Annotated in this window: 21 protein-coding genes and 1 pseudogene; 13 read left to right on the plus strand and 9 right to left on the minus strand. The window is 68.8% G+C overall.

The genetic code is table 11. The annotated features are described in order from the left end of the window. Positions 1–81 precede the first annotated feature (81 nt). The 3 genes from GAK38_RS12880 (at position 82) to GAK38_RS12890 (ending at position 2,854) form a co-directional block, all read left to right on the plus strand. Positions 82–843: a sulfite exporter TauE/SafE family protein gene (locus GAK38_RS12880; protein WP_325344705.1), complete on the plus strand. Its 762-nt coding sequence runs from the start codon at positions 82–84 to the stop codon at positions 841–843. Positions 844–852: 9 nt separating this feature from the next. Next, positions 853–1,347 carry a DUF1543 domain-containing protein gene (locus GAK38_RS12885; protein WP_325344707.1) on the plus strand — a complete coding sequence of 165 codons (495 nt, stop codon included), beginning with the start codon at positions 853–855 and terminating at the stop codon, positions 1,345–1,347. A gap of 187 nt (positions 1,348–1,534) precedes the next feature. Beyond that, complete coding sequence (locus tag GAK38_RS12890; RefSeq protein WP_325344709.1) at positions 1,535–2,854, plus strand: MFS family transporter; 1,320 nt, start codon at positions 1,535–1,537, stop codon at positions 2,852–2,854. A gap of 47 nt (positions 2,855–2,901) precedes the next feature. Here GAK38_RS12890 and GAK38_RS12895 read toward each other — a convergent pair whose 3' ends face one another. Further along, positions 2,902–3,825 (minus strand): LysR family transcriptional regulator, encoded by a 924-nt coding sequence (locus GAK38_RS12895; protein ID WP_443089212.1) that lies wholly within the window; start codon positions 3,823–3,825, stop codon positions 2,902–2,904. 73 nt (positions 3,826–3,898) lie between these two features. Here GAK38_RS12895 and GAK38_RS12900 point away from each other — a divergent pair, with 73 nt between their 5' ends. From GAK38_RS12900 to GAK38_RS12925, 6 genes are all read left to right on the plus strand, one after another. After that, positions 3,899–5,287 (plus strand): acyclic terpene utilization AtuA family protein, encoded by a 1,389-nt coding sequence (locus tag GAK38_RS12900; protein ID WP_325344714.1) that lies wholly within the window; start codon positions 3,899–3,901, stop codon positions 5,285–5,287. Next, positions 5,284–5,646, plus strand: a complete 363-nt coding sequence (locus GAK38_RS12905; protein ID WP_325344716.1) for an AtuA-related protein — start codon at positions 5,284–5,286, stop codon at positions 5,644–5,646. Before GAK38_RS12900 ends, GAK38_RS12905 begins: the two co-directional genes overlap by 4 nt. A 40-nt stretch (positions 5,647–5,686) precedes the next feature. Continuing rightward, positions 5,687–6,664 (plus strand): Bug family tripartite tricarboxylate transporter substrate binding protein, encoded by a 978-nt coding sequence (locus GAK38_RS12910; RefSeq protein WP_325344718.1) that lies wholly within the window; start codon positions 5,687–5,689, stop codon positions 6,662–6,664. A gap of 138 nt (positions 6,665–6,802) precedes the next feature. Continuing rightward, positions 6,803–8,422, plus strand: a complete 1,620-nt coding sequence (locus GAK38_RS12915) for a tannase/feruloyl esterase family alpha/beta hydrolase (protein WP_325344720.1) — start codon at positions 6,803–6,805, stop codon at positions 8,420–8,422. A 27-nt stretch (positions 8,423–8,449) separates the two neighbouring features. Further along, on the plus strand, positions 8,450–10,558 hold the full coding sequence (locus GAK38_RS12920) for an alpha/beta hydrolase domain-containing protein (RefSeq protein WP_325344722.1): 2,109 nt from the start codon (positions 8,450–8,452) through the stop codon (positions 10,556–10,558). 89 nt (positions 10,559–10,647) lie between these two features. After that, the gene (locus tag GAK38_RS12925) at positions 10,648–11,145 is read left to right on the plus strand and encodes a hemerythrin domain-containing protein (protein ID WP_325344724.1); all 498 of its coding nucleotides are present in this window, start codon (positions 10,648–10,650) and stop codon (positions 11,143–11,145) included. Between the two features lie 85 nt (positions 11,146–11,230). Here GAK38_RS12925 and GAK38_RS12930 read toward each other — a convergent pair whose 3' ends face one another. From GAK38_RS12930 to GAK38_RS12955, 6 genes are all read right to left on the minus strand, one after another. Next, positions 11,231–11,836 (minus strand): OmpW/AlkL family protein, encoded by a 606-nt coding sequence (locus tag GAK38_RS12930; RefSeq protein WP_325344726.1) that lies wholly within the window; start codon positions 11,834–11,836, stop codon positions 11,231–11,233. Between the two features lie 89 nt (positions 11,837–11,925). Next, positions 11,926–12,213 carry a hypothetical protein gene (locus tag GAK38_RS12935; RefSeq protein WP_325344728.1) on the minus strand — a complete coding sequence of 96 codons (288 nt, stop codon included), beginning with the start codon at positions 12,211–12,213 and terminating at the stop codon, positions 11,926–11,928. Further along, positions 12,105–12,506 (minus strand): hypothetical protein, encoded by a 402-nt coding sequence (locus GAK38_RS12940; protein WP_325344730.1) that lies wholly within the window; start codon positions 12,504–12,506, stop codon positions 12,105–12,107. The genes GAK38_RS12935 and GAK38_RS12940 overlap by 109 nt, the downstream gene beginning before the upstream one ends. Before the next feature lie 440 nt (positions 12,507–12,946). Beyond that, positions 12,947–13,753 carry a class I SAM-dependent methyltransferase gene (locus GAK38_RS12945; protein ID WP_325344732.1) on the minus strand — a complete coding sequence of 269 codons (807 nt, stop codon included), beginning with the start codon at positions 13,751–13,753 and terminating at the stop codon, positions 12,947–12,949. Beyond that, positions 13,753–14,022 carry a hypothetical protein gene (locus GAK38_RS12950; RefSeq protein WP_325344734.1) on the minus strand — a complete coding sequence of 90 codons (270 nt, stop codon included), beginning with the start codon at positions 14,020–14,022 and terminating at the stop codon, positions 13,753–13,755. The genes GAK38_RS12945 and GAK38_RS12950 overlap by 1 nt, the downstream gene beginning before the upstream one ends. Before the next feature lie 60 nt (positions 14,023–14,082). Next, positions 14,083–16,266: a TonB-dependent receptor gene (locus GAK38_RS12955; protein WP_325344736.1), complete on the minus strand. Its 2,184-nt coding sequence runs from the start codon at positions 16,264–16,266 to the stop codon at positions 14,083–14,085. Between the two features lie 100 nt (positions 16,267–16,366). Between GAK38_RS12955 and GAK38_RS12960 the strand changes: the two genes are divergently transcribed. Together GAK38_RS12960 and GAK38_RS12965 are read left to right on the plus strand one after the other, a co-directional pair. Next, positions 16,367–17,299, plus strand: a complete 933-nt coding sequence (locus GAK38_RS12960; RefSeq protein WP_325344738.1) for a hypothetical protein — start codon at positions 16,367–16,369, stop codon at positions 17,297–17,299. Positions 17,300–17,303: 4 nt separating this feature from the next. After that, complete coding sequence (locus GAK38_RS12965) at positions 17,304–17,597, plus strand: transposase (protein ID WP_325344740.1); 294 nt, start codon at positions 17,304–17,306, stop codon at positions 17,595–17,597. A 90-nt stretch (positions 17,598–17,687) separates the two neighbouring features. On the opposite strand, the gene GAK38_RS12970 is transcribed toward GAK38_RS12965, so the two are convergent. Together GAK38_RS12970 and GAK38_RS12975 are read right to left on the minus strand one after the other, a co-directional pair. Then, the gene (locus tag GAK38_RS12970; RefSeq protein WP_325344742.1) at positions 17,688–18,047 is read right to left on the minus strand and encodes a hypothetical protein; all 360 of its coding nucleotides are present in this window, start codon (positions 18,045–18,047) and stop codon (positions 17,688–17,690) included. A gap of 74 nt (positions 18,048–18,121) precedes the next feature. Further along, on the minus strand, positions 18,122–18,871 hold the full coding sequence (locus tag GAK38_RS12975; RefSeq protein WP_325344744.1) for a hypothetical protein: 750 nt from the start codon (positions 18,869–18,871) through the stop codon (positions 18,122–18,124). Between the two features lie 44 nt (positions 18,872–18,915). On the opposite strand from GAK38_RS12975, the gene GAK38_RS12980 reads away from it, so the two are divergent. Both GAK38_RS12980 and GAK38_RS12985 read left to right on the plus strand, forming a co-directional pair. After that, positions 18,916–19,209 carry a transposase gene (locus GAK38_RS12980; protein ID WP_325342377.1) on the plus strand — a complete coding sequence of 98 codons (294 nt, stop codon included), beginning with the start codon at positions 18,916–18,918 and terminating at the stop codon, positions 19,207–19,209. 11 nt (positions 19,210–19,220) lie between these two features. Next, positions 19,221–19,447: pseudogene (locus GAK38_RS12985) on the plus strand (IS3 family transposase); the annotation flags it as partial.

A 19,447-nucleotide genomic window follows, 5' to 3' on the forward strand; every position in this document is an offset into this window, starting at 1 on the left:
CTAATTTCAAATGATCTGCTTATGGCACACCCGCACAATCCGCAGCCGTCGCAACCAACGAATGCAGGGAGGGGCACCGCCATGGAGCTGGGCAGCAGCACGCAGATCGCCGTGATGGCGCTCGGCGCCGCCTGCGCGGGCTTCGTGCAGGGGCTCTCCGGCTTCGCTTTCGGGCTGGTGGCCATGTCGTTCTGGGCCTGGGTGCTGGACCCGCGGCTCGCAGTGGCACTGTCGGTGTTCGGTTCGCTGACCGGGCAGCTGATCGCGGCCTTCTCGGTGCGCCGCGGCTTCAACTGGCGCCGGCTCGCGCCCTTCGTGCTGGGCGGCCTGGCCGGCGTGCCGCTCGGCGTGGCCGCAGTGCCGTGGTTCGACATGGACTGGTTCAAGGCCGTGCTCGGCGCGCTGCTGGTGCTGTGGTGCCCGACCATGCTGGTGGCCCGCCACCTGCCGGCCGTGCGCGGCAGCCGCGCGGCCGACGCGGTGGTGGGCGTGGCCGGCGGCGTCATGGGCGGGCTCGGCGGCTTCACCGGCACGCTGCCGACGCTGTGGTGCACGCTGCGCCGCATGGAGCGCGACGCACAGCGCGCCGTCATCCAGAACTTCAACCTCGCGATGCTGGCCGTCACCATGGCGATGTATCTGGCATCGGGCGTGGTCACGCGCGCGATGCTGCCGTCGTTCGCCATCGTGGCACCGGCCATGCTGGTGCCCTCGCTGCTCGGCGCCCGGGTCTACACGGGGCTCAGCGAGGCGCGCTTCCGCCAGATCGTGCTCGGGCTGCTGACGGCCTCGGGCGTGGCGCTGCTGGCCTCGGCGGTGCCCCGGCTGCTGGCCCGTGTCTAGAATCGCGCAATGCTCTTTGTAGTCCTGCTCGGCGGCAAGCACCCGCGGGCCAAGATCGAAGTGCACGACGTCGTTTTCGTCGTGGCCGATGACCTCGCCGCGGCCCACGGCGACCTCAAGGCCCAGTGGTTCGGCGACCCCCACGGCGTGCACATCGATGCCTGGATGCGCGTCGAGGGTGTGGACGGCTGGCGCGTGTCGTTCGGCCACCAGGCGCCGGCCGCGGGCGCGCCGCGCCTGTTCTTCCTCAACCTCGGCGGCTACCTGCCGGGCGATTTCGGCGAGTCCCACCAGTACCTGCTGGTGGTTGCGCGCGACCGGGCTGCGGCCAGGGCGCTGGGCAGGCAGCGGTACGCCGCCACGCGCTGGCACCAGCCGCATACCGACGCGCTGCTCGACGTGGACGACTGCGTGCCGATCGACCAGGTCGGCGGCCGCTACGTGCAGCTCACGCCGGGCGGGCACGCGCCCATCGAGCGCCGCAGCGACTACACCGTGCTGTAGCTGCGCGTCCCGGGCCGCGCCGGTGCCCCGCGCGGGCCGGGGGTTGTCTACAGGTCGTTGCACCCGGCGACGCAAGTTGCGGGAGGATGCGGGAAAACCACGACGCGGGTCTTCCGTCGCCAGCCCCGCGGCTGTTGCGGCGGCGGTAGCGCAGGCGCCGTGTCGCATACCAAAGGAAGGTCTCCGCATGTCCACCCCTCTTACCTCCGAGGCCGCGGCCGCACCACGCGCCTACAGTGCCGAGGAGAAGCGCCACCGCGTCTTCGCCATCGTCGCGGCCTCCTCGGGCAACCTCGTCGAATGGTTCGACTTCTACGTCTACGCGTTCTGCGCGATCTATTTCGCCGGCGCGTTCTTTCCCAAGGCCGACCCGACGGTGCAGCTGCTCAACACGGCCGGCGTGTTCGCGGCGGGCTTCCTCATGCGGCCGATCGGCGGCTGGCTGTTCGGCCGCATCGCCGACCGCTATGGCCGCAAGCGGTCGCTGCTGATCTCGGTGGTGATGATGTGCGCGGGCTCGCTCGTGATCGCCGGCCTGCCGACCTATGCGGCCATCGGCGCCTGGGCGCCGGCGCTGCTGCTGGCCGCGCGGCTGTTCCAGGGCCTGTCGGTCGGCGGCGAGTACGGCGCCACCGCCACCTACATGAGCGAGGTGGCGCTGCGCGGGCAGCGCGGCTTCTTCTCGTCGTTCCAGTACGTCACGCTGATCGGCGGGCAGCTGCTCGCGGTGCTGGTCGTGGTGGTCATCGAGGCGCTGCTGAGCGAAGCCGAGATCCGCGCCTGGGGCTGGCGCATCCCGTTCGTGATCGGCGCGGTCACCGCCGTCATCGCGCTGCTGCTGCGCCGCACGCTGACCGAGACCCAGACCGAGGCCGCCCGCCGCGACAAGGACGCCGGCACGCTCGGCGGCCTGTTCCGCCACCACAAGGCCGCGTTCTTCACCGTGCTGGGCTACACCGCCGGCGGCTCGCTGATCTTCTACACGTTCACCACCTACATGCAGAAGTTCCTGGTCAACACGGTGCACCTGCCGATCAAGACGGCCAGCTACATCATGACCGGCGCGCTGTTCCTCTACATGGTGATGCAGCCGTTCTTCGGCATGCTGTCCGACCGCATCGGGCGGCGCAACAACATGCTGCTGTTCGGCGCGCTCGGCGCGCTGTTCACCGTGCCGCTGCTCACCGCCCTGCAGCACGTGACGAGCCCCGTCGTGGCGCTGGTGCTGATCGTGCTGGCGCTCGCGATCGTGAGCTTCTACACCTCGATCAGCGGCATCGTGAAGGCCGAGATGTTCCCGCCCGAGGTCCGCGCGCTCGGCGTGGGGCTGGCCTATGCGGTGGGCAACGCGATCTTCGGCGGCTCGGCCGAGTACGTGGCGCTCAACTTCAAGGCCGCCGGGCACGAGAGCGGCTTCTACTGGTACGTGACGGCGATGATGGTCGTGGCCTTCCTCGTGAGCCTGCGGCTGCCGCGGCAGGCCAGCTACCTGCACCACGACCACTAGGGCCGAGAGTATGTGCCCACAGCGGGTGCCAGGTGGGCGCTGTGGGGCTATACCCCTCCCATGCCGAGCGCCTTGAGCCCCTGCACCACCCGGTCGTGCAGCGCCTGCGCGGCCGGCGACAGGCTCTCGTCGCGCCGGCGCACCAGCACCATCTGGCGGTGCAGCTGCGGCAGCGCCAGCCGCCGCCGCACCAGCTGCGGCGACTGGAACTGGTAGAGCGACAGCCCCGGCACCACGCTGATGCCCAGGCCGGCCTCGACCATGCCGGCCACGGTGGCGAGCTGCTCCACCTCCAGCACCGTGTTCATCGGCTGCGGATGCAGCGCGGCCTCCAGCGCCTGGCGCACGCTGCTGTGGCGCGCCAGGTGGATGAACGGCCAGGGCGCCAGCGCCTTCAGCGACAGCCGCCGGGCCGCGGCGAGCGGATGGTCGGCGCGGCAGACCAGGTGGCAATGCTCGGAAAACAGCGGCAGCGCCTGGAGCACGGCCGCGTCGTCGGCGCGCAGCCCGCCGGCGGCCAGCGCGAAGTCGGCCCGGCCCCGGCGCACCAGCTCGACGCACGGGTCCGACAGCAGGTCGCTGAGCTCCAACGCCACGCCGGGCCAGGCGGCGCGGAACTCGGCGAACACGGCCGGCAGCCAGCCCGCGGCCAATGAGGGCAGGGCGGCCACGTGCACCCGCCCGCTCGCCAGCCGCGCATGGTCGGCCAGATCGCCGAGCGCCGATTCCATGTCGGCCAGCAGCCGCCGCGCGGCCGGCTCGAACAGGCGCCCCGCCGCCGTCGGCCGCACGCTGCGCGTGCTGCGGTCGAACAGGCGCGTGCCTACGGCGTCTTCGAGCGCGCGCACCAACGCGCTGAAGGCCGGCTGCGACAGGTGACAGGCCGTGGCCGCGCGGGTGAAGTTCTGGAGGTCAGCCAGCGCGAGGAAGGCGCGCAGCTGGCGGGCGGAGAGGTCGGTCATCGCTTCGATTCGAGAGTCAGATGAATCTATCCGAACTTTCTATTTCTCCGATTAATGGCAAATGCCTACAGTGGGCCGCGACATGACCGTTTCCGCAAACCCTTCCGCCGCCGCCCCGCTGCTCGTCGGCTGCGCCGCCGGCTTCTCGGGCGACCGCACCGACGCCGCCGGCCCGGTGGTCGACACGCTCATCCAGCGGCTCGCGGCCGGCGTGCCGGGCCAGCGCGCGTTCCTGATCTTCGAGACGCTGGCCGAGCGCACCCTGGCCCTGGCGCAACTGCGCCGCCGCGCCGACCCCGACGCCGGCTACGAGCCGCTGCTCGACGCGATTCTGCGGCCGGTGCTCGCGCGCTGCCTCGCGCACGGCATCGGCATCGTCAGCAACTTCGGTGCGGCCAACCCGCGCGGCGCAGCCCGGCGCATCGCAGCCATCGCGCGCGAACGCGGCCTGCCGGTGCCGCGCATCGCGGTGGTCGAGGGCGACGATCTGTCGAGCCGGCCCGAGCTGCTGCACGACGCGCTCGGCGCGCAGCTCGACGGCTCAAGCATCGTGAGCGCCAATGCCTACCTCGGCGCGCAGCCGATCGCCGACGCGATCCGCGCCGGCGCCCAGGTCGTCGTCTGCGGCCGGGTGTCCGACCCGTCGCTCACCGTCGGCCCGGCGCTGGCCCACTTCGGCTGGGCCGCGGACGACTGGGACCGGCTCGCGCGCGCCACCATGGCTGGCCATCTGCTCGAATGCGGCGCCCAGGTCTGCGGCGGCTACTTCGCCGACCCGGGTTTCAAGGACGTACCGGTGCCCGAGGCCATCGGCTTTCCGGTCGCCGAGATCGACGCCGACGGAAACTGCACCATCGGCAAGGCCGACGCGCCCGGCGGCATCGTCACCGCGGCCACGGTCAAGGAACAGCTGCTCTACGAACTGCACGACCCGGCCGCCTACTTCACGCCCGACGTGGTGGCCGACATCACCGAGGCCGAGGTCGCCGAGGTCGGCCCGAACCGCGTGGCGCTCACCGGCGTGCGCGGCCATGTGCGGCCGGAGCACTACAAGGTCAACGTCTGCCACGAAGGCGGCTGGCTGGCCGAGGGCGAGATTTCGTATGCCGGCGCCCGCGCCGAAGGCCGCGCCCGGCTCGCGGCCGATACGCTGCGCAAGCGCCTGCCGCAGCTTGCGTTGCGCGCCGACCTGATCGGCGTCGTCAGCGTCTTCGGCGACGATGCCGGCCGCACGCTCGCGGCCACGCCCGATGGCGGTGCGCGCGACGTGCGCCTGCGCGTCGCGGCCGCCCATGCCGACCGCGCCACGGCCGAGCAGCTCGCGCGCGAGGTCACCGCGCTCTACACCTGCGGCCCGGCCGGCGGCGGCGGCGTGCGCGCCGCCCTCACGCCGCGCCTGAATACTCTCTCCTGTTTGGTGCCACAAAGCGCTATTCAGCATCGCTATGAGATTGTGGAGGGGGGAGTATGAACGCTGTGCAAGACATCACCGTCCCGCTCTGGCGCGCTGCCCACGGCCGCACCGGCGACAAGGGCGACCGCTCCAACATCAGCGTGATCGCCTGGCATGCCGACCTCTGGCCGCTGCTGGTCGAGCAGGTCACGCCCGCGGCCGTGGCCGCGCAGTTCCGCCACCGCCAGCCAGCCGAGGTGCAGCGCTTCGTGCTGCCGAAGCTGCAGGCGATGAACTTCGTGCTCGACGCGGTGCTCGACGGCGGCGTCAACGATGCGCTGAACCTCGATGCGCACGGCAAGGCGCTGTCGTTCCTGCTGCTCGATCTGCCGATCCGCGTGCCGGCCGCGCTGGTCCACCGCCTGGCCGGCGCCTGAGTCCTTCCCAGCCCCCTGCCAACGAGAAGACATAGAAACCATGAACCGATTCACGCTGCACCGCCGTGGCTTCGCCGCTTTCGCCGCCGTGGCCCTGCTCGCCGCGCCCGCCTTCGCGCAGCAGAACTGGCCGGCCAAGCTGATCACCTTCGTCGTGCCGTTCGCCGCCGGCAGCGCGACCGACCAGCTCGCGCGCGCGCTCGGCAATTCCGTCGCCGACCAGACGAAACAGGCCGTCATCATCGACAACCGCGGCGGCGCCAGCGGCATGCCGGCCGCGCAATTCGTCGCCCGCGCGCCGGCCGACGGCTACACCGTGCTCATCACCACCAACACCACGCATGCGGCCAACGAGTTCCTCTACAGGAAGCTGCCCTACGACCCGGTCAAGGACTTCATCCCGGTCACCGGCCTCGGCAAGGGCGGGCAGGTGCTCGTGGTCAACGCCTCGTCGCCCTACAGGACCGTGGCCGACCTCGTGGCTGCGGCCAAGAAGAGCCCGGGCAAGCTGAGCTTCGGCAGCGGCAGCTCGTCGAGCCGCACCGCCGGCGAGATGTTGAAGCAGCTGAGCGGCACCGACATCCTGCACGTGCCCTACAAGAGCAACCCGCAGGGCCTGACCGACCTGCTCGGCGGCCAGATCGACTTCATGATCACCGACGCCGCCACCGGCGTGCCGCAGGTCAAGGCCGGCAAGCTGCGCGCGCTTGGCTATTCGACGACCAAGCGCAGCCCGCAGCTGCCCGACGTGCCGACGATCGCCGAGGCCGGCGTCAAGGGCTACGACATGGGCTACTGGTTTGCCGCCTACGTGCCGGCGCACACGCCCGCGCCGATCGTCGCGCGTCTGCACGACCTGCTGGTCGCGGCCGTCAACGGCCCGGCCGCGCGCAACTTCTTCGAGACCACCGGTTCCGAGCCGTGGACCACGAGCCCGGCCGAACTCGCCCGGTTCCAGGCCGAGGAGACGGCCAAGTGGGGCCGCGTAATCAAGGCCGCCGGCATCGAGCCGGAATGAGGCGCCGCCGGTAGCGTCACCGCGGCGCGCCGGTGAGTTGCGCCGCGGGCCGAGGGCCTGCCACAACGCACGGCAGCTTCCCGGCCGGGCCGCGTTCGTCCGTCCGCGACCCGTTTGCACACCATGAGGAGACAACCCATGCGACATCACCTTGGCCGGCGCACACGCACCATGGCCCTCGGTGCCGGCATCGCGGTCGCCGCAGCGCTCTCGGCCTGCAACGGCGGCCGCGGCGCCTCGGGTGACGGCATCGCCAAGGCCTGCGACGCGGCCAGCTTCGCGCGGCTCGATCTCGCGGGCGCCACCGTCGCCTCGGTGACGGCGGTGGCCGCCGGCAGCTACACACCCGCGGGCAGCACGACGGCGCTGGCCGATCTGCCGGCGTTCTGCCGTATCGACGCCAATGCCACGCCGAGCAGCGATTCGTCGATCAACTTCCAGGTCTGGGTGCCGCAGGGCGCGCGCTGGAACGGCAAGTTCGTCGCCACCGGCAACGGCGGCTACAGCCCGCAGCTGAGCTACGGCGACATGGCCCATGCGCTGCGCCAGGGCTATGCGGTGGCCGGTGGCGACACCGGCCACACGACCGAGGACATGGCCTGGGGACAGGGCCATCCCGAGAAGATCATCGACTGGGGCACGCGGTCGATCCATGCCATCACCGAGCCTGCCAAGCGCCTCGTCGCCGCGCTGCAGGGCAGCCGGGCGCGGCGCGCGTACTACTACGGCTGCTCCACCGGCGGCCACCAGGGTTATGCCGAGATCCAGCGCTATCCGCAGGACTTCGACGGCGTGATCGCCGGCGCGCCGGGCAACAACCGCACGCGGCTCAACGTCGAGTTCATGCACCGCTTCCTGTCGAACCGGCAGCCCGACACCAATTCGCCGGTGATCCTGTCGGCCGCCAAGGCCGCCGGCATCACGGCCGCCGCGGTCAAGGCCTGCGACGCGCTCGACGGCGTGCGCGATGGCGTCATCGAGGATCCGCGCGCCTGCACCAGCGCGGTCTTCGACGTCGCGTCGCTGCAGTGCACCGGCGGCAGCGGCGACGCCGCCAGCTGCCTCACGCCCGACGAGCTGGCCGTGGCGCGCAAGATCTACGCCGGCCCCCGGAACCCGCGCACCGGCGCGCAGCTCTATCCGGGCCTGGTGGTCGGCACCGAAGCAGGCTGGTCCGGGTATTGGGGCAGCACCAAACCGGTGCGGGCCGACTACTGGCGGCTGTGGACTTTCGACGACCCGCAGTGGAACTGGTGGACCTTCGACTACGACAGCGCCGTGCAGCTGGCCGACGAGCGCGTGGGCCCGCTGGTCGACCAGGTCAACCCCGACATCGCCGCCTTCAAGGCGCGCGGCGGCAAGGCCATCGTCTACCAGGGCTGGGCCGACCCGGTGGTCAACGCGGCCGACACCATCGGCTACTACGAGCAGGTGCGCAGCCGCCAGGGCTCGCAGGCGGCGACCGACGACTTTTTCCGCCTGTTCCTCGTGCCGGGCATGGGCCATTGCTCGGGCGGCAGCGGCACTGCCAACTTCGGCAACCAGGGCGGCACGTCGCCCGTGGTCAGCGCCGACCGCGACGTGCTCATGGCGCTCGACCGCTGGGTCGAGCAGGGCAGCGCGCCCGAGCGCATCGTCGCCAGCCGCGTCGAAGGGGGCAATGCGGTCCGCACCCGGCCACTGTGCCCGTATCCGAAAAAGGCGGTCTACAGCGGCAGCGGCAGCACCGACGACGCGGCGAACTTCGCCTGCCGCTGAGCCCTTTTAAGAAAACAGGAGACAACCATGAACCGATTGCACATGGCCGGCGCGCTGGCCACGGCCGCCGCGCTCGCCGCCTGTGGCAGCGGCGGAGGCGGCGGCACCTCCGCACCGCAGCAGCACCTGACCATCACCGCCACCGAGAGCTTTCCCGGCAGCTACGGCAGCGTCGGCGCCTACGAGAAGGTCAGCGGCACGCTGGCCGGCGAGGTCGACCCGAACGATCCGAAGAATGCGGTCATCCAGGACCTGGCGCTCGCGCCGCGCAACGCGCGCGGCATGGTCGAGTACAGCGCGGACTTCGTGCTGCTCAAGCCGAAGGACATGTCCCAGGCCAGCGGAGTGCTGCGCTACGACGCGCCCAACCGCGGCAACATCCTCACCATGCCCGACCCGACCGCGACGCCCGGCGACGCGGTCTACCTGGAGCGTGGCATGGTGCTGCTGTACTCGGCCTGGCAGGGCGACGTACCCAAGAGCACGCCGCAGCGCCTGACCGTGACCGTGCCGGTCGCCAGGAACGCCGACGGCAGCAGCATCACCGGCACGTACCGTTCCGAGCTGGTGCCCAGCGTGCGCTCGGCCGCGATGACGCTGCCCGGCGGCGTGTTCAACGGCACGATGATTCCCTACGAGCCGGCGAGCCTCGACAACACGCTGCCCGGCTATGCGCTCACCCGCCGCGCCAACGAGACCGATGCGCGTGTGCCGGTGCCCGCGAGCGACTGGAAATTCGCCACCTGCGACGACGCGGCCAACCCCTTCCCCGGCACGGCCAGCGCCACCAGCGTGTGTCCCCAGGGCGGCTTCGACCCCGCCTACCTCTACGAACTGGTCTACGTGGCCAAGGACCCGAAGGTCATGGGCGTGGGCCTGGCCGCGCTGCGCGACACCGTGAGCTTCTTCCGCAGCAAGGCGGCCGATGCCGACGGCACGGCCAACCCGCTGGCCGGGCACATCCGCTACGCGATCGGCCAGGGCACGTCGCAATCGGGCAACGCGATGAAGACCTTCCTGCACCTGGGTTTCAATCAGGCGCTGGACGGCAGCCGCGTGTTCGACGGCATCTATGCCCACGTGGCCGCGCGGCAGACCAACGTCAACACCCGCTTCGCCGTACCGGGCGGCGGCGGCGGCCTGCGCACCGACCACACGGCCTTCGGCCAGACCGCGCCGCGCGGGCTCGACAAGGACTACGTGGACGACGTGAGCGGCCGCAAGGGCGGCGTGATGGCGCGCTGCGCGGCCAGCGACACCTGCCCGAAGTTCTTCCTGGGCCTCTCGGGCACCGAGTTCTGGCAGCTGCAGGGCTCGCCGGTGCTGACCGACGCCAACGGTACGCGCGACATCGCCCAGCCCGACAACGCCCGGGTCTACTACTACGCCAGCACCCAGCACAGCGGGGCCGGCGGCACGGCCAGCATCACCTACGCGCCAGCCTCCAGCGTCTATCCGGCCGGCACGGTCGTGCACTTCAACGACACCTTCCGCGCGCTCTTCGTGGCGCTGGAGGACTGGGTCGTGCGCGGCACCGAGCCGCCGGCCAGCCAGGTGCCGCGACTGGACGACGGCACGCTGGTGCGGCCCGACAAACTCGTCTTTCCCGCGATGCGCGGCCTGCGCTGGCCGGTGGCCGGCGTCGACACGGCCATCCCGGCGTTCGACTACCTGGCGCGCTACAACGGCTTCTCGCTGCTGGACTTCGGCCCGCAGTACCTTCCGCAGGACGAGTCGGGCATCGCCACCGTGCTGCCGCCGCGCGACACCGGCCGCAGCTACGCCATCCTGGTGCCGCAGGTCGATGCGCAGACGGGCCTCACACAGGCCGGCATCCGCAGCGTGGAGGCGCGCGCGCCGCTGGGCACCAGCATCGAGTTCAACTACGTCGCCACACCGGGCATCGTGGACCTGTCGAACCTGACGGGCAGCTACATTCCGTTCCACCAGACGCGGGCCGAGCGCGTCGCCGCCGGCGACGGCCGGCCGTCGCTGGAGGAGCTCTACGGCAACCAGGACGGCTACGTGGCCGCAGTGGCCGCGGCGGCCGACGATCTGGTGGCCCAGCGCTTTTTGCTGCGCGCCGACGCCGACCGGGTGGTCGCCCGCGCCAAGGCCACCGCCGTGCTGCCGTGAGGGACCGCGCGGCTGACGTGGATCAACCTGGCAACGGTGCGGGCCGCCTAAGCTGGCCCGCACTTTTTCATCTGCACGGAGATCCCGCCATGGCCGCACTCGAATGGTCCGACGCGCTCGCGCTCGACCTGCCCCTGATGGACGACACGCACCGCGAGTTCGTCGACCTGCTCGCCGCCGTGGAGCATGCCGGCGACGTGGCGCTGCCCGCGGCCTGGCAGGCGCTGGTCGACCACACCGACGACCACTTCGGCCAGGAGGACCGCTGGATGCGCGCCACGCGCTTCTCGTCGACCAACTGCCACTCCACGCAGCACCAGGTGGTGCTGTCGGTGATGCGCGAAGGCGCCGCGCGCGGCGACTTGGCGGTGATCCGCCAGATGGCGCGCGAGCTGGCCGTGTGGTTCCCGCAGCATGCGCAGACCATGGACGCCGCGCTCGCGCTGCACCTGCGCCGCGCCGGCTTCGATCCGGCCACCGGTATCGTGCATGCGCCCGATGCGCTGCCGCGCGAGGCCATCCACGGCTGCGGCGGCGCCAGCTGCGGTGACCACGAGGTGGACGAAGCCGCGTCCGTCGCCGGCTGAACGCGCGAGCGATCGTCGGGCGAACGAAGAAAAGGACACGGCTTGCGCCGCGCCCTTTTCGCTTCGCCTCCCTGTTGTTATGCGGTCAGAAGCGGTAGCCGATGCCCACGCCGACGAGCACCGGGTCGACCTTGAAGGTGCCGGCCTTCACGCCGGCGGCAAACACGTCGGTCTTGAGGTAGACCTTCTTTACGTCGAAGTTCAGGTAGATGTTCTTCGCGACGGGTACGTCCACGCCGACCTGCAGCGCCGGGCCCCAGCTGTTCTTGTCGATGGTCACGCCGGCGGGCAGGTGCACGCTGCTGAACCGCGTGTAGTTCACGCCCGCGCCGACATAGGGCTTGAAGCCGTCGAAGTTCGTGAAGTGGTACTGCGCGGCCAGCACCGGCGGCAGGTGCTTGAGCGTGCCGATCTGGCCGCCGAGCACGCTGGAGGAGAGCTTCTGCTTCTGCGGCACGGTCAGGATCAGCTCGGCCGCGATGTTGGGTGTGAAAAAGTAGGTGCAGTCCGCCTCGGGCAGCCACTTGTCGTTGATCGACAGGTCCAGGCCGGTGCTGTCCTTGTTGGAGGAATCGAGATGCACGGCGCGGGCGCGCACGAGCCAGGGGCCTTCGGCCTGCTGGGCCTGGGCGGGGCCGGCCACGGCGGCGAGCAGGGCGGCAGCGGCGGCGAACAGGGTCGTCTTCTTCATGGTCGGTCCTCTTTCAGTGCAATCGATGAATGGATGCGTTGGGGTGCTTCCATTACAGGACCGCAGCGGCACAGCGGTCTTGCGCGAGATCAAGGCTGGCGACCTGGATGCCGTACCGTGTGCGCTTCTTGCGATGGATCAAGCTGGGGCGGAATGCGCAGCGTCCTCCACCAGAACGCTGCGAAGACGGGTGCGAACAGCAGGAATACCGCCTGCAGGCCGACGGCTTGCCCGGCCAGCCCGCCGAGCAGCCCGACCGTGCTGCAGGTCAGGCGCTCGCCTGCCCCGGCGAAGGGCACGCCGTTGAGCGAGATCGGCTTGACGGCGCCGGCGCTGTTGTTCTGGCCATAGAGCGTGCCCTGGGGGCCGCGCAGCACTGCGATGCGGTCGAGGTCGGGAAACGCGCCGAAAAGCCCAGGCCGAAGGCGCGGGCGAGGTACATGTCGTCGAGGTAGAAGCCGACGGACGGGTTGCCGATCGTGCGCGAGATGCCGATGCCGCGGATGAAGATATTCACGGCGGCGGGCTGCGCATCAGGAAAGCGCACACCCGCGAATTCGCCTGCGAGGGAGGTCAGGCCGCGGTTGGCCTTCTCTTCCACCGCCTGGCCGCCGACCACACCGACCGACACGACACGGGGGTGCGCTGCACCGGCCTCGCGCTTCTTCACGGTGACCGTGATGGTGGGGAGCGCCTCGGCGGCGGCTGCTGCCGCCTGCTGCTGCCGCCTTCTGGGCCCGGCTCGGCATGGGCCATGAAAGCGCGGCCGGCGCCAGCCAGGAAGTGCGGGGACGAAGACGGCGCGGAGCTGCCTGGGTCAGGTGAATGGCGGCTCTGCAGAGACCGGCGAAATTGCACGAGGCATGGAAGCTTCGATGAGAGATGGCAGGAATGCCGCGGCGTGGTGTGTGCGTCTGCGCGAACGGCGGTTGCGGCAATGTGCTTGGGCAAATTGCATGCCTGCCTGAAATCGGATGCTCACGGTGTTCTGCGCCCGCCGATGCGCATATCTGCACACCGGACGTCTGACGCGCCGCCGTCTGCCGGCGCGCGCTGCTGCGCGCTTGTCCTGTTTGAACAGGCGGCCGCCGGTGGGCGGCCATGCCTGGCCTACCGCGTGGACGCGACCGCGAGCAGTTGGGCGCCGCCCTCGTGGATGCCCTCGGGCTGACGATGGCGCTCCAACTCGGCCCGTATCTCTGCCTGTGCCAGCATGCGCAGCGGTTCGGGCAGGTGGCCCAGAAAGTTGCCGAACGTGGCCGCCTGCGAGGCGGCGATGGCGGCATCGGCCGTGGGCTGGATGCTGGTGTTCGGACAGAGCTCGATCTTGTGGATGGTGAAACCCGTCTCCTCGAGCAGCGCGCCGAGCTCGGCTGCGCTCACCCGGTACAGCCCGCCCTGGCGCGACTCGGCATAGGTGCTGTACGGCGGGCGTGCTAGCACCTGGCGGCGGATGACCTGCGTCAGCTTGGGATGGCCCTTGGAGCCAGTCCAGATGCCCAGGCGGCCGCCAGGACGCAGCACCCGGTGGATCTGCTGCAGCGGTCGGATTTTCTCGGCGAACCAGTGGAAGACCGCATTGAGGTAGACGACGTCATAGCCGCCCGGGGGATGGCTGCCGAGGTCGTACACGTCGCCGATGTCGAACGACAGCGTGGCGTGGCTGCGGCTCCGGGCGATGTCGATGCGCGTGGCGAGTACGTCGATGCCGCGCACGCTGCCCTGCGGCCCCGCGAGCTGAGCGACGTATTCGGTCAGCAGGCCAGTGCCGCATCCCACGTCGAGCACACGGTCGCCCGCATGCACGCCGAGGGCTTCGATCAGCATGCGCCCCACCCTGAACTGGCGCGTGACGCTGGTTTCCTCGTAGTGCTTCGCCAGCGCCGGCGAATCGAGGGAAAAGATGGACTTTTTCATCATGTCTGGTGGGAGAGGCTGCCAACGGCTTGCGACAGGTGCGTTCCCTGCGGCGCGGGGCCATACAACACCGGCCGCCTGTCACACGAGCGGCCCCAGGGTTGCCAGCATAGCTGGTGAATGACCGCATCGGCCGCATAGTACGCATACGCCGCCACCGGGCCGGTCGGGTTGTAGGCGGAATTGTGCGGATCGCGGTGCGACATCATCGCGACCGTGGCCGCGATGCCGGTCGAGCGGTGTACCACCGGGCCATCGCCTGCTTCCAACCCATGCTCCAGGCCGGCGTGCCGGGCGGCACGCGGCGAAGCAGCGGCGGTCCATCGCCATCAGAAGAAGTCGTAGCGCACGCTCGCCTGCACGGTGCGGGGCCAGTTGTAGCGCTGCGAGTTCACGCCCTGAGACGGCCGGACGTTGTTGTTGACCACGTAGCTCTTGTCGAAGAGGTTCTTGACTTCGAGCGCGAAGGTCCAATGGCTGTCCGGCGTGATATAGCTCGCGCCCGCATCGACCAGCGTCTGGGCGCGCACGCGGCTGTCCGCGCTGTTGTCGATCTCGGTGAAATAGGCGCCGGTGTGCCGCAGGTTGGCGTTGAGCTGCAAGGCCGCGCCGCTGGACAGCGGGACAGCATAGGTTGCGCCCAGACCGAACGTGACACGCGGCGTATAGGCTAGGCGGTTGCCGGTGTAGTCGGTGGTGGATGCCAGCGCCGCCGAGCTGAACTCCACGAACTTGGCCTGCAGCAGCGTCAGGGCCGTGTTCAGCGTCAGCTGGCGCGTGGGCCGGGCGGATGCCTCGAACTCCAGGCCGTAGGTTTTGGCGCGCGCCGCGTTGAGCGTGACGGTCCCGGGGATGTAGACGCCGTTGATCGTCGGCGTGCTGATCGACGCCTGGTAATCGTCGAAGTCGTTGTAGAACAGGGAGGTGTTGACCTGCAGACGGTTGCCGAAGGCCGAAAACTTGGTGCCGAGCTCGTAAGTCGTGACCTTCTCGGGGTTGACCGGCACCTGCGCGACGGCCAGCGAGGCCGCCACGGGGTTGTAGCTGCCGGCCTTCTGGCCGCGCGAGAGGGTACCGTAGGTGAGCAGTACCGGTGTCCACTGGTAGTCGAGGCCGACCTTCGGCGTGACGCCGGAGGTGCGCTGGTGCAGTTCGCCGGTGTCGTAGGTCGTGGAAACGTGTTCGAGCGCGGCGTTCGACCGGTAGCCCGCGTTGCGGTAGTCCTGTCGGTCGCGGTTGGCGCGTGCGCCGACGGTCACGCCCAGCTCCGGGGTGATGCGGTAGTTCGTCTGGCCGTAGATCGCATAGCTGGTGTTGTCGATCCAGGTATGTGCGGCGGCGTAGGTGGTGGAGGTGCCGCTCGCGTTGCCGGTCCAGGTGGGGCGCTCCACCTGCCACTTCTCGCGGAAGTAGATGGCGCCGATGGTGTAGGTGAAGCGGTTGTGCGTGCCGATGAACTGGACCTCCTGCGAGGCCTGCTTCTGGTCGTTGTTCTGCAGCCAGCCGTAGGCATCGGTCGGCAGTCCGTCCTGCAGCAGTGGATAGGTGCCGTCGTTGAAGCCGCGCACGGCGGTGATCGACTTGAGCACGGTGTTGGCGTCCAGCTTCTTCGATACCCGTAGCGACGCGCCGGCGATGTCGCGCCGGATCGACGGGTCGCGGTTCTCGTAGGTCGTCGTCGGGCTGCCGCCGGGATAGTTCGAGGGCGTCGCCACCGGGCTGTCGGAGCGGTCGCGCGTGCCGTCGATGGCGAGCACCGCCTCCAGCCCATCGCCGGGCGTGAGCTTGAATTTGGCGCGGAACTGGTCGGTGCGCAGGCGGTTGACCTTGCGGCCGAGCAGCGGGGCATCTATGTATCCGTCGTCGCTGTAGGTGGCAAAGGCCAAGCTCGCGGCGAGGACGCCGGGGTTGAGCGCGCTGCTCGCGTATCCCTTGAGGCCGAGCGCGCCGTGGTTGCCGGCCGTGGCACGCACCCAGCCGTTCGTGCCCTGCGGGTCCGGGTCCTGAGAGATGAATTTGATGGCGCCTGCGCTGCTGTTCTGGCCATAGAGCGTGTCCTGCGGCCCGCGCAGCACCTCCACGCGCTGGAGGTCGGGATAGGAAGCCAGCAGGCCGTTGCCGTGGATGCGGGGGATGTAGACGTCGTCGAGATACAGCGCCACGGCATTGGGCATGGCGGGGCTCAGCGTGCCGATGCCGCGGATGAAGAGGAAGCTGTAGGCCGAGGCGGCTCCGCCGCCGGCCGAGAGGCCGGCCACGCGGCCCACGAGGTCGCCGAGCAGCGGCAGTTCCTGGCGCTTCACTTTTTCGCCTGAAACCACGCCGACCGAAACCGGGGTCTTCTGCAGGCTGGCCTCGCGGCGTTCGGCCGTCACCTGGATCTGCGGCAGGACGTCGACTGCGCCTGCTTCACCGGCGGAAGCGGTAGCCGCGCCGTCTTGTGCATGCAGGGCGGGCGTGAAGGCGGCGGCGACCAGCGCCAGCACGGTGAAACGGAACGGAATGGCTTGCATGGATATCCTCGAACGGTTGTTTTCTGCGCCTGCGAAGGCAAGGGGGGCGCACCCATAAGCGCTAACTGGTATGACTAGGGTCGTGGCAAACTTCGGCCCTATGAAAGATGAGCAAGTGCAATTGGCCGAGGACTGGTGGGGCCTGGACGAACTGGAGTCAGGCCGACCGGAATGGGAAGTCGTCGAGCACCTGCTTCCAGCGGGGTGGGAGCAGGCTTCGCGCGATTGCCGCGCGATGGTGTACAGCCACGGCAGCATCACCTCGGCGTCGGTGTTGTTGAGGGTGCTGCTCATTCATTTGCTGGATGGTTGTTCGTTGCGCGAGACGGCGGTTCGCGCTCGCGAAGGCGGTCTGGCCGATGTCTCCGACGTGGCCCTGCTCAAGCGACTGCGCAGCAGTGGCGAGTGGTTCCGTTGGATGAGCCAAGCCATGATCGAGCGGCTGGCAGGTTCTGCCAGGCCGGTATTGGCGGGGCGGGCGCTCAAACTGATCGATGCCAGCGTGGTCAGTGAGCCTGGCGCTACGGGATCGACCTGGCGCCTGCATTACGCACTGGATCTGTCCACGCTGCAATGCGAGCAGGCGCATGTCACTCCGATCAGCGTCGGCGAAGGGTTGGCGCGCTTCGAGGTCAGCCCCGGAGACGTGCTCATGGGGGATCGAGGCCTGGCGCATCGCCAAGGAGTGCGGCACGTACTCGATCACGGAGGCGATGTCATCTTGCGCATGAGTACGTTGACGTTGCCGCTGGAAAAGCTGCAGGAACAGGCGCAGGCGCTGGATCTTCTGCCACGGCTGCGGCGCCTGCGTGTGGGACAGGTGCAAGGTTGGCCCGCACAGCTGCGCGATGCGCAGGGCATCATCCCGGTACAGGTGTGTGCGTTGAAGAAGTCAGCCCGGCAAACACGCATCACGCTGGAGAAACTGCATCGCACGGCCAAGCGCAAGGGACGCAAGCTGCGTCCACGCACGCTGGAAATGGCGGGCTACGTGGTCGTGGTGAGTACGTACGCTATGCAGCGAAAGCCCTGAGCGATTGCTGGAACTGTACCGCCACCGCTGGCAGATCGAACTGGCGTTCAAGCGGCTGAAGTCGTTGCTGCAACTGGGGCACCTGAAGAAGAGCGACCCCCAAGGCGCCAAGGCTTGGCTGCAAGGCAAGGTCTTCGTCTCGCTGCTGATCGAAAGCTTGCTCGTGGTGGGCGAGCGTTTTTCCCCCTGGGGCTACTTCCTCGCATCTGGGCAAACGGCGATGTCGCTGGCGCGAGACCTCCCTGATGCGCCATCTGCTGATGCAAGCCGTCAATCCAGTGCTCTCGCTGCTCGATAGCCTGAAGCGCTGGAAGGAAATCGCCGCCAGCTTGCGTGAACCTCCTCGACGCAGAACGTATCAACAGGATGATCTGCGCGAGATGGTCGGTTAGCGCTTATGAGCCGCCGCCCCGCTCAGCCAAAGCGCGACGGATGGCGGGCGGTCCCGCAGGAAGAACGCGCGCAGTACAGCCCGCCACACGGTCCGGTCGCTGCAATCGGGCTCTGCGAAGAGCTTCTCGGCTGCGGCGCCCGCATCTTCGCAGGTAGAGAAATCCGCGTTCTTCCTGAACCAGGAGCAGACAAGCTCCTCTGCTTTGAGGGAAAGGCTCTCGACGAACTCCGCTTGTTGGCGCAAACCCTTCGGCAGGTTATCAGCCTTAGCACCAGCCGAGATCAAGGGCTTGCGGGACTCATGCAGGCACCGTTCTAGCTCATGGGGCTCCGTCCCCAGCTCCAGCATCCGCACGATCCGCTTCCTTGCGGACTCTGTTCTCTTCTGCCTTCCACGCATAAGTCCTTCGGTCTCCGATAGCTAGCCGCTTACGCGGCCTGATGCCTTTTCCAGCTTCTGCGCCGGATACCCAATGCCAACTCGCGCCGGTCTGCCGCGCTGTCGCGGCCGGCTGCTCGTGGTATATCTTGCCCGCCAAAGTGGCCCTGCCATTGCCCAAGTCCTCCGCCGCCGAGGAAGAGAATCGATCCGTCAGAGCCGATGCCTACTGATCCGCCGCCTTCCTGCGTCCACCAATTCGACAAGGGCAATGGAATCGCAGGAAACGCAGGGTCCCACTTTAGACATCCGTCTTCTGCAAGGACGCCAAGCGGTGCCCCATCGCCCCATCGGGCTAACATCAATGCCCACGGGAAGCTGTCCGTCTGGAAGGGGCCGGTGCGGTGGCGTACCCAGTATGTGTCTCGTTGGCTGCCGCGATAGCGAAAGATCGAAGCCCCGTCGAACTTCTCTTGGTCGTCTGACCATCGTTGGTTTCGCCCATCCCATGCGCGCGTGTCCGGGCCAGGCGCGGGCGCATCCAGCAAGCCGGTGCGTGATGCCTGCTGAAGGGCGCCGGCGAGAGGGCATTGCAGCGGCATCATCTTCTGGCGAACCCGGAGCCCCATCTTCTCTGCGATTGCAGTTGCCCGGCTGGCATCTGCCAGCTTGAGGGTCCAAGCTCCCACGGCCAGTTGTTGCGGTGCAGGAGCAGTGGGAAAGCAGGTTTCGCCTTCCCGAAGCAGCTTGCGTAGCCGCATCAGCTCGTGCTGCCCGATGTGATCTTGCCCCCGTTTCACGGACACCCCTATAAGCGATTAACTATCGCAATAGGAGGTGGACGATGACCAAGAGCAAGGCAAGCAGAAAGGGGCAGGAGTTCAGCCTGGAGTTCAGGCAGCAGGCACTGTTGCGAGCGGCCACAGAAGGGGTAACCACGGTGGCTCGTGATCTGGGGTTGCAGCCTGCCCAGCTGTACAGTTGGCGCGCCCAGGCGCGGCGGCACGACCAGGACGATCAGGCACAACGCTTGGAGTTGGCCGAACATGCACGGCTCAAACGTGAAGTGGCGCGGCTGGAGGAGGAGAACGCTTTCCTAAAAAAAGCGGCGGCGTACTTCGCCAAACAGCCCAAGTGAAGTACGCAACGATGAAAGCGCACGAAGGCACATTCAGGGTGCGTCTGATGTGCCGAGTGCTGTCGGTGTCTCCAAGCGGCTACTATGCTTGGCGCAAGCGTATGCCGTCCCAACGGACCCAGGCTCGGACGGCGCTGGATGTGCAAGTGGAACAGACCTTCACTCTGCGCAAGGGCCGCGAAGGATCGCCGCGACTAGCACGCAGGCTGGGCGTAAGCCGTCGTCAGGTGGCCGAAAG

Source organism: Xylophilus sp. (assembly GCA_009914555.1).
GTDB lineage: Bacteria > Pseudomonadota > Gammaproteobacteria > Burkholderiales > Burkholderiaceae_C > WNDY01.